Origin of the sequence: Halomonas zincidurans B6 (genome assembly GCF_000731955.1) — a bacterium.
GTDB lineage: Bacteria > Pseudomonadota > Gammaproteobacteria > Pseudomonadales > Halomonadaceae > Modicisalibacter > Modicisalibacter zincidurans.
This window is the reverse complement of the sequence record NZ_JNCK01000001.1, coordinates 3047305-3068504: the sequence shown is the minus strand read 5'-3', so window position 1 is coordinate 3068504 and position 21200 is coordinate 3047305. Positions and strand designations below refer to the sequence as shown.

19 protein-coding genes are annotated in these 21200 nt (G+C 66.1%); 14 read left to right on the top strand and 5 right to left on the bottom strand.

Features of this window, described 5'->3' with window-relative positions; translation table 11 throughout:
- Window positions 1–216: 216 nt before the first annotated feature.
- The 3 genes from HALZIN_RS0114405 to HALZIN_RS0114395 all read left to right on the top strand — a co-directional run bounded on the left by HALZIN_RS0114405 (window position 217) and on the right by HALZIN_RS0114395 (window position 3299).
- The gene (locus HALZIN_RS0114405; RefSeq protein WP_031384891.1) at window positions 217–780 is read left to right on the top strand and encodes a gamma-glutamylcyclotransferase; all 564 of its coding nucleotides are present in this window, start codon (window positions 217–219) and stop codon (window positions 778–780) included.
- A 218-nt stretch (window positions 781–998) separates the two neighbouring features.
- Window positions 999–1958 (top strand): GlxA family transcriptional regulator, encoded by a 960-nt coding sequence (locus HALZIN_RS0114400; protein WP_031384890.1) that lies wholly within the window; start codon window positions 999–1001, stop codon window positions 1956–1958.
- Window positions 1959–2051: 93 nt separating this feature from the next.
- Window positions 2052–3299 carry a TauD/TfdA family dioxygenase gene (locus HALZIN_RS0114395; RefSeq protein WP_031384889.1) on the top strand — a complete coding sequence of 416 codons (1248 nt, stop codon included), beginning with the start codon at window positions 2052–2054 and terminating at the stop codon, window positions 3297–3299.
- Between the two features lie 42 nt (window positions 3300–3341).
- Here HALZIN_RS0114395 and HALZIN_RS0114390 read toward each other — a convergent pair whose 3' ends face one another.
- Complete coding sequence (locus tag HALZIN_RS0114390; RefSeq protein WP_051907534.1) at window positions 3342–4367, bottom strand: GlxA family transcriptional regulator; 1026 nt, start codon at window positions 4365–4367, stop codon at window positions 3342–3344.
- Window positions 4368–4521: 154 nt separating this feature from the next.
- Here HALZIN_RS0114390 and tmpA point away from each other — a divergent pair, with 154 nt between their 5' ends.
- The 8 genes from tmpA (at window position 4522) to HALZIN_RS0114350 (ending at window position 12450) form a co-directional block, all read left to right on the top strand.
- Complete coding sequence (gene tmpA, locus HALZIN_RS0114385) at window positions 4522–5712, top strand: 2-trimethylaminoethylphosphonate dioxygenase (protein WP_051907533.1); 1191 nt, start codon at window positions 4522–4524, stop codon at window positions 5710–5712.
- Window positions 5709–6341, top strand: coding sequence for an HD domain-containing protein (locus HALZIN_RS0114380; RefSeq protein WP_051907532.1), 633 nt, complete (start codon window positions 5709–5711; stop codon window positions 6339–6341). Before tmpA ends, HALZIN_RS0114380 begins: the two co-directional genes overlap by 4 nt.
- Window positions 6338–7936 carry a 5-guanidino-2-oxopentanoate decarboxylase gene (locus tag HALZIN_RS0114375; protein ID WP_031384885.1) on the top strand — a complete coding sequence of 533 codons (1599 nt, stop codon included), beginning with the start codon at window positions 6338–6340 and terminating at the stop codon, window positions 7934–7936. Before HALZIN_RS0114380 ends, HALZIN_RS0114375 begins: the two co-directional genes overlap by 4 nt.
- Before the next feature lie 41 nt (window positions 7937–7977).
- Window positions 7978–9162: a pyridoxal phosphate-dependent aminotransferase gene (locus tag HALZIN_RS0114370; protein WP_031384884.1), complete on the top strand. Its 1185-nt coding sequence runs from the start codon at window positions 7978–7980 to the stop codon at window positions 9160–9162.
- A gap of 72 nt (window positions 9163–9234) precedes the next feature.
- Window positions 9235–10026: an ABC transporter ATP-binding protein gene (locus tag HALZIN_RS0114365; RefSeq protein ID WP_051907531.1), complete on the top strand. Its 792-nt coding sequence runs from the start codon at window positions 9235–9237 to the stop codon at window positions 10024–10026.
- A gap of 119 nt (window positions 10027–10145) precedes the next feature.
- Entirely contained in the window at window positions 10146–10928 is a 783-nt protein-coding gene (locus tag HALZIN_RS0114360; protein ID WP_031384882.1) for a transporter substrate-binding domain-containing protein, read from the top strand.
- A 65-nt stretch (window positions 10929–10993) separates the two neighbouring features.
- Window positions 10994–11698: an ABC transporter permease gene (locus HALZIN_RS0114355; RefSeq protein ID WP_031384881.1), complete on the top strand. Its 705-nt coding sequence runs from the start codon at window positions 10994–10996 to the stop codon at window positions 11696–11698.
- A gap of 20 nt (window positions 11699–11718) precedes the next feature.
- Window positions 11719–12450: an ABC transporter permease gene (locus HALZIN_RS0114350; RefSeq protein ID WP_031384880.1), complete on the top strand. Its 732-nt coding sequence runs from the start codon at window positions 11719–11721 to the stop codon at window positions 12448–12450.
- Between the two features lie 590 nt (window positions 12451–13040).
- On the opposite strand, the gene mnmE is transcribed toward HALZIN_RS0114350, so the two are convergent.
- From mnmE to rpmH, 4 genes are all read right to left on the bottom strand, one after another.
- Window positions 13041–14417: a tRNA uridine-5-carboxymethylaminomethyl(34) synthesis GTPase MnmE gene (mnmE, locus tag HALZIN_RS0114345; RefSeq protein WP_031384879.1), complete on the bottom strand. Its 1377-nt coding sequence runs from the start codon at window positions 14415–14417 to the stop codon at window positions 13041–13043.
- A gap of 100 nt (window positions 14418–14517) precedes the next feature.
- Window positions 14518–16203 (bottom strand): membrane protein insertase YidC, encoded by a 1686-nt coding sequence (gene yidC, locus HALZIN_RS0114340; protein ID WP_031384878.1) that lies wholly within the window; start codon window positions 16201–16203, stop codon window positions 14518–14520.
- A 60-nt stretch (window positions 16204–16263) separates the two neighbouring features.
- Entirely contained in the window at window positions 16264–16647 is a 384-nt protein-coding gene (gene rnpA, locus HALZIN_RS0114335) for a ribonuclease P protein component (protein WP_031384877.1), read from the bottom strand.
- Window positions 16648–16660: 13 nt separating this feature from the next.
- Window positions 16661–16795 carry a 50S ribosomal protein L34 gene (rpmH, locus tag HALZIN_RS0114330; protein WP_011508608.1) on the bottom strand — a complete coding sequence of 45 codons (135 nt, stop codon included), beginning with the start codon at window positions 16793–16795 and terminating at the stop codon, window positions 16661–16663.
- A 569-nt stretch (window positions 16796–17364) separates the two neighbouring features.
- Between rpmH and dnaA the strand changes: the two genes are divergently transcribed.
- From dnaA to recF, 3 genes are all read left to right on the top strand, one after another.
- Window positions 17365–18846: a chromosomal replication initiator protein DnaA gene (gene dnaA, locus HALZIN_RS0114325; protein WP_031384876.1), complete on the top strand. Its 1482-nt coding sequence runs from the start codon at window positions 17365–17367 to the stop codon at window positions 18844–18846.
- Window positions 18847–18906: 60 nt separating this feature from the next.
- The gene (dnaN, locus tag HALZIN_RS0114320) at window positions 18907–20010 is read left to right on the top strand and encodes a DNA polymerase III subunit beta (RefSeq protein ID WP_031384875.1); all 1104 of its coding nucleotides are present in this window, start codon (window positions 18907–18909) and stop codon (window positions 20008–20010) included.
- Window positions 20011–20087: 77 nt separating this feature from the next.
- Window positions 20088–21197, top strand: a complete 1110-nt coding sequence (recF, locus tag HALZIN_RS0114315; protein ID WP_031384874.1) for a DNA replication/repair protein RecF — start codon at window positions 20088–20090, stop codon at window positions 21195–21197.
- Window positions 21198–21200: the final 3 nt, after the last annotated feature.

Below are 21200 nucleotides of genomic sequence, written 5' to 3'. Positions count from 1 at the left end.
GCAAGCTGCCCGTGGATGAGTGACGGCTACCGTCATGGCCGGATGAAGGGCGGCCCGATACGGAATCAGCCTCGTCGAAAGGGTAATATCCTAATGGACCCGCGGAGCAATTACACGGCGCCGAGCACCGCCCGGTTTAACGCTTGGTCGGCTTGCCCGCCGCCCTGGCCTGTCGCAGAGTAACGGCACCGTTGATTTTCAGGTTCCGCGCCGCACATGTCCTTCGATACCACCACGCTCAACCAGCAGATGACCCATTTCGACGGCCACGACTCGCTGTGGCTGTTCGGCTATGGCTCGCTGATCTGGAAGGCCGACTTCGCTTACCTGGAGCGTCGTCCGGCGCATATCCTCGGCTGGGCGCGGCGCTTCTGGCAGGCCTCTCACGACCACCGCGGCACGCCCGAATCGCCCGGCCGGGTGGCGACGTTGATCCGCGCGCCGGGAGCGGCGTGCCACGGCATGGCCTATCGCATCACCCCGCAGACCCTCAAGCCGCTCGACGTGCGCGAAAAGAACGGCTATCTGCGGGTCGTCACCCCGCTTTACTTCGACGATGGCGCGCGTCACGAAGGACTGGTCTACATCGCCCGCGAGGACAACGCCGCCTTCGCCGGCCCCGAGCCGGAAGCCGCGCTGGCCCGGCGCATCGCCAGCGCTCACGGACCCAGCGGTCCCAACCGCGACTACCTGCTCAACCTGGCCAGCGCGCTGCGCGAACTCGGCCACGACGACCCGCACATATTCGCCCTTGAAGAACGCCTGCTTACCGGGGAGTGAGCCTGTAGACCTTCTGTTTGGCGAGGCGCTTCAGGACGTCGACTACACGCTGCTCAGCGACCCGCGACCGGCAGCCCGATTCTCGCCAATAGGCGCCGCACCGCGGAGCCTTTGACCGGCAGCGCGGATTAACTGAACCAATCGACGCACTGAGCCATCGCCTGCAGCGCAGCGCACGATCGCTTATCATCGTCGGGCCACCCCGTTGCGAGCGACTCATGCGTCTGGACTACACCGGCCCGTTGCCCGAGCCGATCGGCTTTCTGCTGATGCCGCGCTTCTCGATGATGGCGTTCTTCTCGGCGGTCGAACCGCTGCGCATCGCCAATCGCATCGCCGGGCGGGCGCTGTTCGCCTGGCGGGTGATCAGCCAGGACGGCGCACCGGTCACCGCCAGCAACGCCATGACCCTGCTCGCCGACGACGCCATCGCCAGCGCCCCGGCGCTGCCCAGCGTCGCGGTATGCGCCAGCTTCGAGCCCGAGGCGACGCTGAGCCGGCCGCTGATCCGCTGGCTCAACCGGCTGGCCAACGCCGACTGCGTGCTCGGCGGCATCGATACCGGCAGCGTGGTGCTGGCCAGTGCCGGGCTGCTGCGCGGCCAGCGGGTGACCCTGCACTGGGAAAGCCTGCCGGCCTTTCGCGAACGCTTCCCCGCCATCGAGACCCGCGAGGCGCTGTTCGAGCTCGGCCCGCGCGGCTTCTCCTGCGCCGGCGGCGCGGCGGCGATGGACATGTCCCTCGACCTGATCGCCCGGCGCCACGGCGAGGCGCTGGCCACCGCGGTCTCCGAACAGTTGATCCACGCCCGCATGCGCACGCCCCACGACCAGCAGCGCATGGCGCTGAGCCAGCGCCTGGGCACCCACAAGCACGTGCTGATCGAGGCCGTGGCGCTGATGGAGGCGCATATCGAGGCGCCGCTGTCGATCGAGGCACTGGCGCACCGGGTGGGCATTTCGCTGCGCCAGTTGCAGCGCCTGTTCGAACGCGAGCTGGGGGTGCGTCCGCGCGATCACTACCTGAACCTGCGCCTGGCGCGGGCCCGCCAACTGCTGCTGGAAACCGACCACGACATCCTTGGCATCGGTCTGGCCTGCGGCTTCGCCTCGGCGTCGAGCTTCTCGCGCGCCTACCGCCAACGCTATGCCGAGAGCCCACGCGACGCGCGCCGATGACGACTCATGACAACTAGCCGTCGCCTGGTGGCTAATCGACGGCGCGACGACTCGGCATCCTGAAGATTGCCATTTCATTCAGAGACGCCCGCCATGACCACCACCGCCGCACCGCCACTGCCAGCGACTCCGGACTACGACGCCTGGCCGGTCGAGGTCGGCCTCGCGCGGGTCGACCACGACGCCCGGCTTGTCACGCTGACCTGGGCCGATGGCCGGGTCAGCCGCTATCACGCCGTGTGGCTGCGCGAGAACGCCGCCGACGAGACTACCGTCAACCCGGCGACCCGCGAGCGCATCCTCGATCTGTCGCGGCTCGCCGCCTGGCCGACCATCGACGCCGCCTGGCTCGACGCCGCCGGCGCGCTCGGCGTCATCTTCGCCCCGGAAGCGCGCACGCTGCGCTTCCACCCCGGCTGGTTGCGCGCCCACGACTACGACAATACCGAGGCGTTCGACGCGCCGCTGGTCGCGGTCAGCATCTGGACCGCCGCCGAACTCGACGCCCCGCCGAGCCTCGATGCCGCCGGCTGGATGGATCGTGACGAACACGCCGAAGCCGGCGAGGCGCTGCTCGAGCAAGCGCTCGACAAGGTGCTGAGCCACGGCCTGGTGCGGCTTGGCAACCTGCCCACCGCGCCGGGCAGCCTGGACGCCATCGCCCGGCGCATCGGCCCGCCGCGGCCGACCAACTTCGGCACGCTGTTCGACGTGCGCGCCAAGCCCGACCCCGACTCCAACGCCTACACCTCGATCGCCCTGCCGCCGCACGTCGACCTGCCGACCCGCGAGTACCAGCCGGGCCTGCAACTGCTGCACTGCCTGGAGAACAGCGTCGACGGCGGCCAGGCGGTGATGATGGACGGCTTCGCGGTGGCCGAGGCGTTGCGCCGGCAGAACCCCGCGGCGTTCGCCACGCTGACCCGGGTCAAGTGGTGCTACGCCAACACCGCGCGCACCAGCGACTACGTGTGGCTCAACCCGATGATCCAGTGCGACGCCGAGGGCCGACTCAGCGAGGTGCGCATCGCCGACTTCCTGCGCGGGCCGCTGATGGCGCCGTTCGACGAGATCGAGCCGGCTTATGAGGCGCTGATGCAACTGCAGCGGCTGCTTCGCGAGCCGCGCTTCGCGCTGCGCTTCAATTACCGCCCGGGCGATCTGGTGATCTTCGACAACCGCCGCCTGCTGCATGCCCGCGACGCCTTCGAAGGCGCCTCCGGCCACCGCTGGCTGCAGGGTTGCTACCTGGAGCGCGACGAAGTGCGCTCGCGGCTGCGCATGCTCAAGCGGGCCGCCCGCCAGCGCCGCGTCGAGGCGCTGGGGCAGCATGTCCCGTAGAGGAATCCCGCTACTGCCAGGCTGACCGCGCAGCTAGCCCGGTCAGCTCGTCCCGCGCTCGCCGGTCCGGCTCGGGCGCTCGGCGAAGCGCGCCTGATAGACCCTCGAAAAATGCGCCATGCTGCTGAACCCGGTGGCCAGCGCCGCCTCGGTCACCCGGCAGCGGCTATCGGCGAGAATCCGCCGCGCCAGGTCGAGGCGCATGCCCAGGTAGCACTGCTTGGGCGTCTCGCCGAAATGGCCGACGAACAGCCGCGTCAACTGACGCTGCGACTGGCCGACCAGCCGGCAGATCTCGGGGATCGCCAGCGCCTGGCCGAGATGCGTCTCCATGATCGCCAGCGCCCGCACCACCGTGCGCGGCAGCCGGTCGAGGCGATGCTGGCTCTGGCCTTGCAGCGCGTCCTCCTCGGAAACTCGCTGGTGGACGAGTTGGCGACCCACCGCGTTGGCCAGCGCCGGCCCGTAATCGGACTCGATCCACTGCAGCATCATGTCGATGCCCGCCGCGCCGCCGGAGCCGGTCAGCCGCCGGCCGGCGAATTCGAAGCGCGCCGGGCTGATCGCCAGCTGCGCAAACTCTTCGCGAAACGCCGGCACGCTCTCCCAGTGCAGCGCCACGCGCTGCTGTTCGAGCAGCCCGGCGCGGGCAAGGATGAACGGCGCGGTGTCCAGCCCGCCGACCCGCCCGCCGTGCGCGGCGACCTGACGCAGCACCGCGCGGTCGGCAGCGGTCACCGTGGCCTCCGCCTCGTAGGACGAGATCGCCATCAGCATTTTGCAATCGCCGGCGCCGCCGAGCGCGCCATCGACATCGATGCGCACGCCGTTGCTGGCGACCACCGCCTCGCCACCGCTGGACAGCAACTGCCAGGCGAACAGCGTGCGGCCGAAGCGGTTGGCGACGCGCAGCGGCTCGAGCAGGCAGAACAGCGTCAGCATCGAGAACTTGGGCAGCAGCCACACGCTGACGGTGTGCTCGGCCTCGCCGGGGCGCGCCACTGGCGGCAGATCGGGGCGCGGATAGGGCCAGGCCTGGGCCCAGTGGGCCGAATCGAACTCCTTCATGGCCAAAATGATCGATTATATGGCCATTTTAGGCAAATCACTGACTCCGCATGGCTCTAGGGTAGTATCAGGTCGCACCCGTCATGGTGTCGACAGCGCTTCGGATTCGCGTCCGGTTCCCTTGACCCAGCCAGCTGTGGAGGTTCGCGCCGCCATGTCCAATCCCGTCGACGCCATCGTCACTACCCAGGGCCGCCGCCTGACGCTCAGCGGCCCCGGTCTCGAACAGCACTTCGCCGCGCTGTGGCTGCGCGAGCGCGCCCCCGACGGCGAGACCCTGGATGCCCAGACCGGCCAACGGCTGATCGAGGCCGCCGAGTTGCCGCTCGACCTGACCCTCGAGTCTGCCGCCGTCGACGGCGAGACGCTGCACCTGGCGTTCAGCGACGGCCATCGCACCGCCTTCGCGTTATCCACGCTGCTCGCCGAGGACCGTCCGCCGAGGGACACTTCGCGCGGCGCGGCCGACGACGCGCAGCTGTTGTGGGACGCCAGTCTCGCGCACCTGCCCGAGGCCGACTTCGCCGCCGCGCTGGCCGATGACCGGGCGCTGCTGGGGCTGCTCGACGAGTTACAGCGCTACGGTTTCGTGCGCGTCGCCGGGGTGCCCGGCGAGGAGGACGGCATGCAGCCGCTGATCGATCGCATCGGCCCGCTGCGGCGCACCAACTGGGGCGGCATCGCCGACGTCAAGTCGGTGGCCAACGCCTACGACCTGACCATGACCCAGCGCGGGCTCGAGCCGCACACCGACAACCCCTACCGCGATCCGATCCCCGGCTACATCTGGCTGCACTGCCTGAGCAACGCCGCCGCGGGCGGCGACAGCACGCTGGTCGACGGCTTCATGGCGGCCCGCCGCTTGCAGCGGGAAGACCCGACGGCGTTCGACTGCCTGACCCGGCTGTCGCCCGGCTTTCGCTACGTCGATGCCACCACCCGGCTGGAAAGCGAAGGCCCGCTGATTGAGCTCGACGGCCACGGCCGGCTCGCCAGGGTGCGCTTTTCCAATCGCACCGAGCGTGTCGCCGCCTATGACGCCGAGACGCTGGAGCGCTACTACGCGGCGCGCCAGCGCTTTCATGCGCTGATCACCGACCCGGCGCTGACCGTGTACCTCAAGCTCGCCCCCGGCGAGATGCTGATCATGGACAACTACCGGCTGCTGCATGGGCGCACCGCCTATCAGCTCGAGGGTGGCGTGCGTCACATGCGCCAGGGCTATGTCGATCGCGACAGCACCGCCAGTCGCCGTCAGGTGCTGCGCCATACGCTCGCCGGTTCGGTCGGCGCCAACGACGCCGATGCCCCTCGCGCCGCCACCCAGGGAGGACCGGTTCGATGAACCAGGCCCGCTTCACGCGCTTCGACGAAAGCACCGCCGACGACTGGGCGATCATCGACGCGCACTTTCAGATCTACCAGAACGACGCCAGCCGCCGGGTGCTCGAGCATCTGCTGCGCCTCAAGGGCGACAACCACGGCTACCCGATCGACCGCTACGCGCACTGCCTGCAGACCGCCAGCCGCGCGCTCGATGCCGGTATCGACGAGGAGACCGTGGTCTGCGCGCTGCTCCACGACATCGGCGACGACCTGGCGCCGGCCAATCACGCCGAGATCGCCGCGGCGATCCTCGAGCCCTACATCGATCCGCTCAACGTGTGGATGATCCGTCACCACGAGCTGTTCCAGGGCTATCACTACCGCGCCTTCTACGGCCTGGACCCGCATGCCCGCGAGGCCTACCGCGACCACCCGGCCTATGCGCGCACCGCGCGCTTCTGCGACGAGTGGGACCAGCGCGCCTTCGACCCGGATTATCCCTCGCGGCCACTGGAATACTTCGTGCCGATGGTCGAGCGGATCTTCTCCCGTGAGCCGTTCGGTGGCGCACCGTCTGGTGGCGCACCGCCTGGTGACGCACCGGCGGAAACCTCGGGCGTGGCCAGTGATACCAAGGTGCGCTCATGACGACCTGCGCGCAACGCCTGCTCGAGCTGCTCGAGACCCACAGCATCGATACCGTGTTCGGCATCCCCGGGGTGCACACCATCGAGCTCTACCGCGGCCTCGCGGACAGTCCGCTGCGCCACGTCACGCCGCGCCACGAGCAGGGCGCCGGGTTCATGGCCGATGGCTACGCCCGCGCCAGCGGCAAGCCGGCGGCCTGCTTGATCATCAGTGGCCCGGGGATGACCAACATCGCCACCGCGATGGCTCAGGCGCTGGCCGACTCGGTGCCCATGCTGGTGATCTCCAGCGTCAACCGTCGCGACACCCTGGGCCGCGGCCAGGGCCGCCTGCACGAGTTGCCCGACCAGCAGCGCACGCTGGCCGGGGTCAGCGTGTTCAGCCACACCCTGCACGCCGGCGAGGCGCTGGACGAGATCGTCGCCCGCGCCTTTGCGGTGTTCAAAAGCGCCCGCCCCGGCCCGGTGCACATCGAGATTCCGCTGGACGTGATGACCCAGCCGGTCGCCGACACGCCGATCAAGCGAGCCGCGGTCTATCCGCCGGCCGCGGCCGCCGCCGGGCTCGATGCCGCCGCGGCCTGGCTGGCCGGCGCCGAACGCCCGCTGGTGCTGCTCGGCGGCGGCTGTGTGGACGCCGCCGCGGACGCCCGCGCGCTCGTCGAGCGTCTCGATGCGCCGACCATGACCACCATCAACGCCCGCGGTGTACTCGGCGAGCATCATCCGCTCGATCTGGGCGCCTGCGCCAGCCTGCCGGCCGGGCGACGGGTGGCCGCCAAGGCCGACGTGATCCTGGCGTTGGGCAGCGAACTCGGCGAAACCGATTATGATCTGGTCTTCGACGACGGCTTCGCGCTCACCGGCCGGCTGATCCGCGTGGACATCGACGCCCAGCAGCTGGCCCGCAACCAGGCCGCCGACCTGGCGCTGCTCGCCGATGCCGGCGAAGTCATGCGCGGCCTGCTCGAGCGCTTGCCGGTGGCCGCCGCGCGCGACGCCGCGGCCCAGGTCAGCGCGACGCGGACCGCCCTGGCACTGCGCGAGGCCGACGACGTGGCGCCCTACGCCGAGCTTCTCGACACCCTGCGCGACGCGCTGCCCGAGGCGAGCATCGTCGGCGACTCCACCGGGCCGGTCTACGCCGGCAACTTCATCGTCGAGATGCCCGCGCCGCGGCGCTGGTTCAACGCCGCCACCGGCTACGGCACGCTCGGCTACGGCCTGCCCGCGGCGCTCGGCGCGACGCTGGCCGTCCCCGAGCGGCCGGTGATCGCGCTGGTCGGCGACGGCGGGCTGATGTTCACCCTCGGCGAGCTGGCCACCGCCCGCGATGCCGGCGTGCCGCTGGCCGTGGTGGTGTGGAACAACGACGGCTACGGCGAGATTCGCCGCTACATGGACAGGCATGCGGTCGCCCGGCTGGGCGTCGACCTGCCGGCCCCCGACCTGGCCACCCTGGCCGAGGCCTTCGGCTGCCACGCGGCGCGGGTCGATGACCCCGAGGCGCTCGGCCAGGCGCTGGCCGCCAGTCAGGCCGCCACGGCGCCCACGCTGATCGAGGTCGATGCCGAGGCCTGGGTGCGACACCGCTGAGGCAACGAGCCAGCCGATAACCAGTTCACATCGAGGAGCCCATGCACTATTCAAGCCTGACCACCCGCATCGCCGGCGAAGGCGCCGCCGCCTGGGACATTCATTACCGCGCCCTCGAGCGCCAGGCCAACGGCGACGACGTGATCATCCTCTCGGTGGGCGATCCCGACTTCGTCACGCCCGCGCCGATCGTCGACAGCGCCATCGCCAGCCTGCGTGGCGGCGCCACCCACTACGCCGACGTGCAGGGCAAGGCGCGCCTGCGCGAGCTGATCGCCGCCCGCCACCGCGCCCGCGGCGGCGCGGCCGGGCCCGACAACGTGGCGGTGATGGCCGGGGCGCAATGCGGGCTCTACGCGGTCGCCCAGTGCCTGCTCGACCCCGGCGACGAAGTGATCGTCCCCGAGCCGATGTACGTGACCTACGAGGCTGCGCTGCAGGCCGCCGGCGCGACGCTGGTGCGCGTGCCGCTGCGCGCCGGGGAAGGCTTCCAGCCGCGGCTGGCCGATCTCGAGGCCGCCGTCACCCCGCGCACCCGGGCGCTGCTGGTCAACAGCCCGCACAATCCCACCGGCCAGTGCCTGAGCCGCGAGACCTGGCAGGGCATCGCCGAGCTGTGCCAGCGCCGCGATCTGTGGCTGATCTCCGACGAGGTCTACGCCGATCTGGTGTTCGAGGGCGAGCACCTGTGCCCCGCTACGTTGGCGGGCATGGCCGAACGCACCGCGGTGATCGACAGCCTGTCCAAGTCGCACGCCATGACCGGCTGGCGGCTGGGCTGGGTGATCGGCCCCGAGGCGTTGATCAATCACCTGAGCAACCTGGCGCTGTGCATGCTCTACGGCAGCCCCGAGTTCATCCAGGACGCGGCCTGCGCGGCATTGGCCGACCCGCCCGAGCAGCTGGCGACGATGCGCGAGACCTATCGCGCGCGTCGCGACACGGTATGCCGCGCGCTTACAGGCAGCAGCGCGGTCGAGGTGCTGCGCCCCGCCGCGGGGATGTTCATGATGATCGACATCCGCCGCACCGGGCTCACCGCTCAAGGCTTCGCCGACAGGCTGCTCGACGAACACGGCGTGTCGCTGCTCGCCGGCGAGGCCTTCGGTCCTTCGGCGGCGGGCTTCGTGCGCTTGAGCCTGACGGTCGACGCCGAGCGCCTGGACGAGGCCTGCCGGCGCATCGAGCGCTGCGCCCGGGACTGCCTGGCGACGGCGCTCGACTGAACGAACGAGCGGCTGCGTGGCGCGTCTTGCCCCGAGCCGCACTCTTTCCACCGGCCACCCCCGACAGCGTCCATGACCCAACATACCGACAACAACGACACCGCCCCGGCGATCGATGCCCGCCACCTGGTCAAGCGCTACGCCGAGCAAACGGTCCTCAGGGATGTCTCGCTGCGCGTGCGCGAAGCCAGCGTGGTCTCGATCATCGGCTCCAGCGGCTCTGGCAAGAGTACCCTGCTGCGCTGCATGAACCTGCTCGAGACCCCCGACCGCGGCGAGCTGACCATCGCCGACGAAGCGATCCGCTTCACCCACGACGCCGCCGGCAACAACGTCGGCCTCGAGCGTCGCCAGATCCAGCGTCTGCGCGCCCAGGTCGCGATGGTCTTCCAGCAATTCAACCTGTGGCCGCATCTGACGGTGCTCGGCAACGTCATCGAGGCGCCGCTGCGGGTGCGCGGCCTGCGCCGGCGCGCGGCGCTCGAGCTCGGCGAGCACTTCCTCGAACGAGTTGGGCTGGCCGACAAGCGCGACGCCTACCCCGGCTATCTTTCCGGCGGCCAGCAACAGCGCGTGGCGATAGCCCGGGCGCTGGCCATGCAGCCCCGGGTGCTGCTGTTCGACGAACCCACCTCGGCGCTCGACCCCGAGCTGGTCAGTGAGGTGCTGGCGGTGATCGGCGGCCTCGCCGACGAGGGCCGCACCATGCTGCTGGTCACCCACGAGATGAGCTTCGCCCGCGAGGTCTCCGACGAAGTGGTGTTCCTGCACCAGGGCGTGGTCGAGGAGCGCGGCAGCCCGCGCGAGGTGTTCGAGAACGCCGCCAGCGAACGCTGCCGGCAGTTCGTCTCGAGCGTCGCCTGAGCGTCTGAGTTCCAGCGTCGCTGGCTTCGGCGGCGTCTCTTTCCGGGCCGCCCGCTGCGGCTCGTCACAACAACCAAGGGGAAACCTTGATGAAACGTAGCTTGATGAAACGTAGCTTGATGAAACGTAGCTTGCTTCCTGCCCTGAGCGCCGGCGTGCTGGCGCTATCGACGATGACCGCGCTGACCGTCAACGCCGCCGAACCGCTGAAGATCGGCATCTCCGCCGAACCCTACCCGCCGTTCACCTACAAGAGCGCCGACGGTGACTGGACCGGTTTCGAGGTCGAGCTCGGCCAGGCGCTGTGCGAGGCGATGCAGGCCGACTGTGCGGTCACCCCGACCGGCTGGGGCGGGATCTTCCCGGCGCTCGAGAGCGGCAAGATCGACATGATCATGAATTCGCTGTCGATCACCGACAAGCGCAAGAAGGTCATCGACTTCACCGATCCGTACTACTACACGCCGAGCGCCTATGTCGCCGCCAAGGACGCCGACTTCGCGATTCCCGACGGGCTCGACGGCAAGGTGCTGGGCGTGCAGGGCGCGACCACCAACGCCAGCTATGCGCGCCGCGCGCTGGCCGACAGCGGCGTCGAGATCAAGATCTACGACCAGCAGGAGCAGGCCAACCGCGACCTGCTCGCCGGGCGTGTCGATACGATCCTCGCCGACAAGGTCGCGATGACCGAGTTCGTCAAGCGCGACGAGGCCCAGGGCTACGAGATCCGCGCCACCGCGCCGCGTCATCCGGCCTTCGGCGAAGGCGTGGGCATCGGCCTGCGTCAGGCCGACGATGCCCTGCGTGAGGGCCTCAACGCGGCGATCGCCCAGGTGATCGAGGACGGCACCTGCGCGGCGCTGTCGCGTAAGTACTTCGACACCGACATCTGCGGCAGTTGATCGCCGTGCCCTGGCGACGCACCCGGCCCGGGTGCGTCGCTGCCACGCCACCGGAACAACCGCTTATGGATAGCATGTCGAGCGATGGCCTGCTGGCCTGGATGGGGCCGATCCTGCAGGGCGCGCTGACCACCGTGGAGATCGCCCTGCTCGCCTATGCCATCGGCCTGGTGTTGGGACTGCTCGGCGCCGGCGCACGGCTGAGCCCATGGCCGGCGCTGCGCGTGCTGGGCACCGGCTATTCGACGCTGGTGCGCGCGGTGCCCGAGCTGCTGCTGATCATCCTGCTGTATTACGCCGGCAGCCAGGCGTTGAGCGCCGCCTATGCGGCGCTGGGCGGCGACGGCCAACTGGCGATCAGCGGCTTCGCCACCGCGGTCGGCGTGCTGGCGTTCGTCCAGGGCGCCTACATGACCGAGGTGTTCCGCGGCGCGATCCTGGCGATCCCCCGCGGCCAGCTCGAGGCCGCCGACGCCTACGGCTTCTCGCGCGCCAGCCGCTTCCGGCGCATCGTGATCCCGGCGATGCTGCCCAACGCCCTGCCGGGGATGTCCAACCTGTGGCTGATCCTGGTCAAGGACACCGCGCTGGTCAGCGTGATCGGCTTCGAGGAGCTGTTCTTCACCGTTCAGCAGGCCGCCGCCAGTACCCGCGCCTATTTCCTGTTCTATGCCGTCGCCGGCGCGCTCTACCTGGTCATGACGCTGGGCTCCAATGCCCTGTTCGCCCGTGCCGAGCGCCATGTGCGCCGCGGCCAGGTCGGTGCCTGAGGGCTACGCAAGGAACCCCGATGGACTTTTCCTGGCTGACCGATCCGTTCTATCAGCGCTATCTATGGACGGGCTTCGTCAATACGCTGTGGCTGGTCGGCGTTTCCGGCAGCCTGGGGCTGACGCTCGCGGTGGGCGTGGCGCTGGCGCAGATTCGCGGCCCGCGGCCGCTGGCGCTGCTGGTGCGCGGCTTCACTACGGTGATCCGCGGCACGCCGCTGCTGGTCCAGCTGTTCTTCTTCTACGACGGCGTCGGCCGCCTGCTGCCGGCGATTCCCGGGGTGCAGGACAGCCTGTTGTGGCCGCTGCTGCGCGACCCGTTCTTCTACGGCGCGCTGACCTTCACGATCAGCGTCGGCGCCTATTCCGGCGAGGTGATCCGCGGCGCGCTGCTCAGCGTGCCGGACGGCGAACTGGCCGCGGGTCGCGCCTTCGGCCTGTCGCGCTGGCAGATCCTCTATCGGTTGTGGCTGCCGCGCGGCTTCCAGCTGTGCCTGCCGACGCTGACCGGCGAGATGATCCTGCTGCTCAAGTCGGTGCCGCTGGTCTCGACGATCGCCATGATGGATCTGCTCAAGGCCGCCAACCTGGTGCGCGACGAGACCTTTCTGGTCTACGAGCCGCTGCTGCTGATCGCCGGCATCTATCTGGCGATGACGCTGGTGCTCACCGCCGGGATGCGCCTGGTCGAGACGCGCTTTCCCGGCGCCCGTCCGGTCAAGCCGCGGCGGCGTCGGCTATTGCCGGGATGACAGTGCGGTGAAAGGCTAATATGTAGGCATAGAAAGGCGTTGTTCGGGCGATCAAAAAAAGATTTTCCGTGAAACATCTGGCGCCGTTAGCAAGCACTATCAATGGGATGCGCGCTTTGCTTGGGCTCTCCCGCCATGGACAGATATTTTGTCGGCAATCGCTTACAGGGAAATTTAACCTGGGTTAGCTCGAATTCCCGATAGGGAGACTAGAGTGTCTTGCATCGACGCAAGGAAGGCGTCAGCACGGAAGACCGAGCCGGGACGGCTCGCAGTGCCAAGGATGCATGGGCTGGATGCCCATGGATGTGCCGCAAGGACTCGCAGCACTCATGGCCCGGTCGCAAGACCGGGCTTTTTTAGGCGCGTATTCTAGCCAATGCGCGGTGGGCGGCGGTCACGCTACGCCGAAGCGGCCGGGCATCACTCCCATCAGCGACCGAAGATCGCGTTGGGCAGGAACAGCACCAGCTGCGGCACCAGCACAAGCAGCACGATGGCTGCCTTGTCTTGCCTTCGCTCGCCTGTTTTGTAAACGCCCGTTAGGTTGTTTACGCCGGGTTGGATGCTTTTCGATCTTTTTGGCCGTTTCACTTCCCGATGCAGAACTCGCCGAAGATCTTGCCCAGCAGGTCGTCGGCACTGAACTCGCCGGTGATTTCACCCAGCGCCTGCTGGGCCTCGCGCAGGTCCTCGGCCAGCAGTTCGCCGGCCGCGTAGACCTGAAGCTGGGCCTCGCCATTGCTCAGGGCCCGTTCGGCCCGGTCGAGGGCATCCAGATGACGCCGGCGGGCCGAGAAACGTCCCTCGGCGGTGGCCGAGTAGCCCATGATCGACTTTAGATGCTCCTTGAGACTATCCACGCCCTGACCGGTTTTCGCCGACAGGCGAACGATCGGCGGGGTTGTGGATAACGCTACTCCGGGCGGCTCGTGGCTGCTGTCGATCTTGTTGCGCACCAGCGTCAACCGAGCGGGGTCGGGCAGTCGCGAGACGAATTCCGGCCAGATGGCCATCGGATCGGTCGCCGCATCGGTCGCGGCGTCGACCAGCAGCAAGACTCGGTCGGCCTTCTCGATCTCCGCCCAGGCACGTGCCACGCCGATCTGCTCGACCGCGTCCGGCGTGTCGCGCAGCCCCGCCGTGTCGATGACATGCAATGGCATGCCGTCGAGATGGATATACTCTCGCAGAACGTCCCGGGTGGTGCCGGCGATCTCGGTGACGATCGCCGTTTCCTGCTGGGTCAGGGCATTTAGCAGGCTCGACTTGCCGGCATTGGGGCGACCGGCGATCACCACGTTCATGCCCTCGCGCATCAGCGCGCCCTGCCCGGCTGCCTGGCGGACCTCGCCGAGCTCGTCCTGGACTTCACCGAGCTTCGCGGCGATCCGGCCATCGGCGAGGAAATCGATCTCCTCCTCGGGGAAGTCGATCGCCGCCTCGACATGCATGCGCAGCTCGATCAGACGCTCGACCAAGCTGGCGACACGGTTCGAGAATTCACCTTGCAACGAGCGTAGGGCGTTTTCCGCGGCGGCGCGCGAGCTGGCGTCGATCAGGTCGGCAATTGCTTCGGCCTGGGCCAGGTCGAGCTTGTCATTGAGAAAGGCCCGCTCGGAAAACTCGCCCGGGCGGGCCAATCGGGCGCCCAGAGTGACGCAATGCTCGAGCAGCAGATCCATGAGCACCGTGCCGCCATGACCGTGCAGTTCAAGCACGTCTTCGCCGGTGAACGAATGCGGGCCGGGAAAGTACAGGGCGATTCCCTCGTCGACGACCTGGCCGTTGGCCCCCGTGAATGCGCCGTAGGCGGCGTGGCGGGGCGCCGGGCAGTGGCCCAGCATGACCTCGGCGATCGCCTGACAGGCCGGTCCCGAGACGCGAATGATGCCAACCCCGCCGCGTCCAGGGGGCGTGGCCAAGGCAGCGATGGTGTCCTGGGTATAAAGCGGCTGATCGAGCATGCGCGTTTCCTGAATTACGGTCGGCCATTGCCGGATGTCAAGCTCCAACGCCAGACCCCCGCACTGAGGCGGGGGTCTGGAGCTCGGCACGCTCGAGCGGCTACTTGCCCTTGGCAGGCGCCGGCGCGCCGGCGATCTTCCGCGTGATGACCCACTGCTGCAGGATCGAGATGCTGTTGTTGACGATCCAGTAGAGCACCAGGCCGGCCGGGAACCACAGGAAGAAGAAGGTGAAGACGATCGGCAGCATCTTCATGATCTTCGCCTGGGTCGGATCCGGCGGCGCCGGGTTGAGCTGCTGCTGCACGAACATCGTCAGACCCATGATGATCGGCAGCACGAATAATGGATCCTTGACCGACAGATCGTTGATCCACAGCATGAACGGCGCTTGACGCAGCTCGACTGATTCCATGAGCATCCAGTACAGGGCGATGAACACCGGCATCTGAATGACGATCGGCAGGCAGCCCCCCAGAGGATTGATCTTCTCCTTCTGGTAGAACTTCATCATTTCCTGGGACATCTTCTGGCGATCGCTGCCGTACTGCTCCTTGATGCGCTGCATCTCGGGGCCCAGCTTACGCATCTTGGCCATCGACTTGTAAGCCGTCGCGGAAAGCGGGAAAAGCACGATCTTGACGATCACCGTCAGCACGACGATCGACCAGCCCCAGTTGCCCAGTACATTATGAATCTGATCGAGCAGCCAGAATAATGGATTGGCGAGGAACCACAGCCAGCCGAAATCGACGGTCAGCTCCAGGTTGGGGGCTGCTGCCTCGAGCCGATCCTGAATCTTGGGGCCCATGTACAGCGTCGCCTCGAGGGTACTTTTCCCGCCGGAGGCGATGGTCTGGGTAGGGCTGGCGAAGGCCACCACGTTGCGATCACGCGAGTCGGTGGTCGCATAGTAGAGGTTCTGCTGGTTGTCCTTCGGTACCCAGGCTGACGTGAAATAGTGCTGAATGATCGCGACCCAGCCGCCCTGCACATCGCGGTTGTTGAACTGGCCTTGCTGGATCGTTTCGAAATCGATCTTCTCGTAATTATTGTCGGGCGAGGAATAGGCCGCCCCCAGATAGGAGCTCATCCCTACGCCGCCGCCTGCAGAGGGGTCGGGACTGTTGTCGCGGGCCAACTGACCGATGAATCGCGCGGTAACCGGCGTTTCGCTCTGGTTGGCCAGCAGATAGCTGACCGTTACCGCGTAGCTGTCGCGCTTGAAGGTCAGACGCTTGATGACCTCGACGCCATTGACGGTGGCGCTCAAATCGACGTTCAGGGCATCCTGACCTTCCGAGAGGGTATAGCGCGTCTTCTCGGCATCAAACGAGATGCGCCCCTGCTGTCCCTCGAGTTGCAGGCCCGACTTGGCGACGTAGCTGCGTGCCTGTCCATCCGAAAGCAGCACGAAGGGCTGCTCGGTATCCTGGCTCGCCTTGTACTTAGGCAACGCCGCATAGACGATATCGCCGCCACGCGGGTCGATACGCACATCGAGGGCATCGGTCGTCACCCTGATCAGGCTGCGGCGATTGTCGTCCTGAGCGCTCTCGGCCATGTCCGGGCTGTTGCCGGCCTGCTTGGCGTCACTGGAAGGCGCCGCCAGGGCCTGCTCGGTCTCGGTGTTGGTGGTGTTATCCGTATCGCGGACGTTCGACTGGCTGTAGGAAGGGGCTTCAGTCTCGACGGCGGTCTGGCCATAATCCTCATTCCACTGGATCACCAAGAGATAGGCGAGTACCGCGAGCGGGATGACGAGGAGGAGTCGTTTTACGTCCATTAGGGATCTGCCCGATGGGATATTGGATCATTCTGCGGTTGGTCGGCACGCTGTTCCGGTTCAGGAGGTTGAAGCCATAGCTGACTGCTTGCCAGCCTCCTTTTCAAGACGTCGCCACAAGCCGTGAAGCTGGCGGTGCAATGTGGGATTGTCTAGCTCGTGTACGCCACGGCGGGCCAGGACAACGATATCCACAGCGGGTAGGCGATGCTGCCGGAGGCGAATGGATTCGCGCACCAAGCGCTTGAGACGGTTGCGATCTATGGCACGGCGAACGTTCTTCTTGCTGAAGACCAGGCCCACGCGCGGATGATCCAGGGAGTTGTCTCTGGCCAACACCAGCAACCCTTTGGCGTGTACCTTGTACGAGGCGTGTTCGAAGACGTACCGATAGTCCCCGGCAGTCAGCAGACGCAGTCGCCGGGGAAAGCCCTGACCGGACATTCGCGAGCCGCGATCAAGCGCTCAGACGCTTGCGGCCCTTGGCACGGCGGCGAGCCAGGACCTGGCGGCCGTTCTTGGTGGCCATGCGTGCACGGAAGCCGTGGACACGCTTGCGCTTCAGTACGCTGGGTTGAAATGTGCGTTTCATGACGGCGAATTCCCACGTGGTTGATTTGACATTGACCGATGCCCCGGCTCCCGCATGGAACCCGGGCGGATTTCGTTCAAGGCCGGGAATTCTAGAGGCTTTGCAAGCCGGGTGCAATTTCTGCGCGCAATTCTCCACACCGCCTTGTCGCTCGCGGCGTTGACGATAGCCGGCGAATGCCTGCGGTGCCGGTGCATCGCGGATTGGGCACTCGCTATGCGATGCTGCCGCGCCACTTACAATAATTACAGGTGTCATTGGAAGTTGTTGTTATTGATAGTAGGGGTGGTTTCTGTTTATAACCTTATTTAATTTTTATAAATCAAATAGTTAATATAAAAGCAAGGGTGTGGACAAAGTCCGCGGATCCAGTGGCTGGAGGGGCGTCAAGCTGTGTACCGATTGCTGGAATATCCACAGCCGAGACGCATCCGCACAGTCATACCGTATCGCTCCACCCAGCCATACTGTAGTTTTCCACAGCATGGCTCGCATCGTTTCGCGTGTGGATAACTTGCGGTGAGGGCGATACAATGTTCGGTCTTTTCGCAACGGGATGGTGAGGTCGCGTGTCGGTCGCTCTTTGGCAACAATGTCTGGCTTATCTGCAGGATGAGCTGAGCTCGCAGCAGTTCAATACCTGGATTCGCCCCCTGCAGGCGGAAGACGCAACGCCTAACGAGCTCAGTCTGCTGGCGCCCAATCGTTTCGTGCGTGACTGGGTCAGCGACAAGTACCTCAAACGGATCAATGAACTGCTGCGCGAGCTGGCGCCCAACAAGCCGCCCAAGGTGAGCTTGGCAGTGGGTAGCCGGCGCGTTGCACCGAGTCCGCAACCGCGGGATCTGGGCAACCCGGTCTCGGCCAGTCGTTTTCGTCAGCCTCCCGCACCGGCAGTGCATACCCCGTCCCGCGGCGACGAGTACGCCGAGGAGCGCGAAATCGACAGGCACAATGGCGAAGGCCCGCGGCGTTCCACTCAGCAGCCCGCGGGCGAGCGTCAGGTTCAGGTGGAAGGCAGCCTCAAGCACCAGAGCGGACTCAACCCCAACTTCACCTTCGACACCTTCGTCGAGGGCAAGTCCAACCAGCTGGCCAGGGCCGCTTCGCGGCAGGTGTCGGAGAACCCTGGCGGTGCCTACAATCCACTGTTCCTGTACGGTGGGGTAGGGCTGGGCAAGACCCACCTGATGCACGCCGTGGGCAACCAGCTGGCTATCCTGCGCGACAATGCCAAGGTGGTCTATCTGCACTCCGAGCGCTTCGTCGCCGACATGGTCAAGGCGCTGCAGCTCAACGCCATCAATGATTTCAAGCGGTTTTACCGAAGCGTCGATGCGCTATTGATCGACGATATTCAGTTCTTCGCCGGCAAGGAGCGCTCTCAGGAAGAATTTTTCCATACTTTCAATGCTTTGCTGGAAGGCGGTCAGCAGATGATCCTGACCTCCGACCGCTACCCTAAGGAAATCAGCGGGGTGGAGGAACGGCTCAAGTCGCGTTTCGGCTGGGGCCTGACGGTGGCAATCGAACCGCCCGAACTGGAAACGCGGGTGGCGATCCTGATGAAGAAGGCCGATCAGGCAAAGGTCGAGCTGCCTCACGATGCGGCCTTCTTCATTGCCCAGAAGATACGCTCCAATGTGCGGGAGCTGGAGGGCGCGCTGAAAAAGGTGATCGCCGACTCCCATTTCATGGGCAAGCCGATTACCCAGGATTTCATTCGCGAGTCGCTCAAGGATCTGCTGGCTTTGCAGGACAAGCAGGTCGGGGTGGACAATATTCAGCGTACCGTCGCCGAGTACTACAAGATCAAGCTGGCGGACCTGCTTTCCAAGCGCCGCTCGCGCTCGGTGGCCCGTCCGCGGCAGGTCGCCATGGCCCTGGCCAAGGAACTGACCAACCACAGCCTGCCGGAAATCGGCGACGCTTTTGGCGGACGCGATCACACCACGGTGCTGCATGCCTGCCGCAAGATTTTGGCGCTGCAGGAAGAAAACGCGGATATTCGCGAGGATTACAAGAACTTGCTGCGATTATTGACCAGCTGATGACGCCGTCCAACGCAGCCTGTTCCCGTCTTTGGAACTCAGGAGAAGAGTGGAGCCCTCATGAAATTTTCCATTTCCCGTGAAGCCCTGCTGCGCCCGTTATCGCTGGTCGCCGGCGTGGTCGAACGGCGCCAGACCCTGCCGGTGCTGTCCAACGTGCTGATCGAGGTCCAGGACACTCAACTGGCGCTTACCGGCACCGATCTCGAAGTCGAGCTGATCGGCCGGGTCGAACCCAGCCAGGTCGATGAGCCGGGGTCGGCCACGGTGCCGGCCCGCAAACTGATGGATATCTGCAAGTCGTTGCCCGAGCAGGCTGAAATAGCCTTCACTCTCGAGGAGGGGCGGGCGATCCTGCGTTCGGGACGCTCACGCTTTACGCTGTCGACGTTGCCGGTCGCCGAATTCCCCAATATCGAAGACAGCCAGGCTAGCCAGGAGCTGACCTTGCCGCGCGGCAGTCTCAAGCAGCTTATCGACGCCACGTCCTTCGCCATGGCGCAACAGGATGTGCGTTACTATCTCAACGGCATGCTGCTGGAATTGGGCCACAACCTGGTGCGTACCGTGGCTACCGATGGTCATCGATTGGCGATGTGCACGCGCAGCGTCGAGGTGAGCGTCGAGCCGACGCAAAAGCTCATCGTGCCGCGCAAGGGAATACTCGAGCTGGTGCGCCTGCTCGATGACAGCGACGAACCGGTCGAGCTAACGCTGGGCGCCAGCCATATTCGCGCGCATACCGGCAGCTTCACCTTCACCTCCAAGCTGATCGACGGTAAGTTTCCCGACTATGAGCGGGTGATACCCCGCGGCGGGGACAAGGTATTCATCGCCGATCGCGCTGACCTGCGCCAGGTGCTCTCGCGCACCTCGATACTTTCCAACGAGAAGTACCGGGGCGTGCGTCTCAATCTCGAGGCGGGCAACTTGCGTGTACTGGCCAACAATCCCGAGCAGGAAGAGGCCGAGGAAAATATTGCCATCGACTACGACGGCAATGCGCTGGAAATCGGTTTCAATGTCGGCTACCTGATCGATGTGCTCAACGCGCTCGACGAGGATCGCGTGCAGATGACCCTCTCCGACTCCAACAGTAGCGCCATCATGGAAGAGCCGGGCGGCGGGGATGCGTTGTACGTGGTCATGCCGATGCGCCTGTGATCGTGCTGCAATGCGCACCTTGATGTCTGATTCGCCCGCTTCGACCGTTCCAGGGCGAGCTTTCAGTCGGTGCCCGGATGCCTCTTGATCGCTTGACCTTTCAGGGGCTGCGTAACCTCGAGGCGCTCGACATGCGCCCATCGCCGTCGATCAATGTCATCGTCGGCGACAACGGTAGCGGCAAGACCAGCCTGCTTGAAGGGATTCACATCCTTGGCATGGGACGCTCCTTTCGGACACAACAGCTCCGCCATGCCATTCATCATGAAGGCGACAGCGTTACCTTGCATGGCCGTCTGGCCGGCGATCCTCCTGTGCCGCTGGGTGTGCGCAGACACCGCGCCCAGAGCGAGCTGGAGATGCGCATGGCCGGTGAACGTGTGGCTCGGGTCGCCGAGCTAGTCGAAGCGCTGCCACTTCAACTGATCAACCCCGATGCCTTTCGCCTGCTCGAAGGTGCACCCGCTTCGCGGCGCGAGTTCTTCGATTGGGGTGTGTTTCACGTGAAACACGATTTCCTCGATGCCTGGAGGCGTACTCGGCGCGCGCTTAAACATCGGAATGCGCTGCTCAGGCATGATAGAATCGATGAGCAATCGATTGCGGTCTGGGAGCGCGAGTTTGCGCACTGGGGCAACCGCCTTGACGCTCTGCGCGACGACTACCTGGCGGCCTTTCTCCCGATTTTCGAAGAGACACTCGCCGAACTTTTGCCGCTCCCCGACCTGACGCTGCGTTATTACCGCGGCTGGGATCGCCAGCGCGACCTGGCAGAAATCCTCGACCAGGGGCGAGTTACCGACCGTCAGATGGGGTTTACTCAGCAAGGTCCACAGCGTGCCGACCTTCGTATACGTATTGAGCGACGGCCGGCGGTAGAGGTGCTCTCGCGAGGTCAGCAGAAACTGGTGGTCAGTGCCATGAAGCTGGCCCAGGGGCGCTTGCTGGAAATGACCACGGGGCGCACCTGCGTCTATCTGATCGATGACCTGCCGGCGGAGCTCGATGCCGAGCATCGCGGCGTCTTCTGTCGCTGGCTCGAGCGCATGGGCTGCCAGGCGTTCATCACCAGCGTCGATCAGAGCGCACTGGCAGGATTGTGGCAGACAGATACAACGGTCGCGATGTTTCACGTGAAACACGGTCGGCTTGCGACATACGGAACGAAAGACTTCACGACGGAGTAGTCA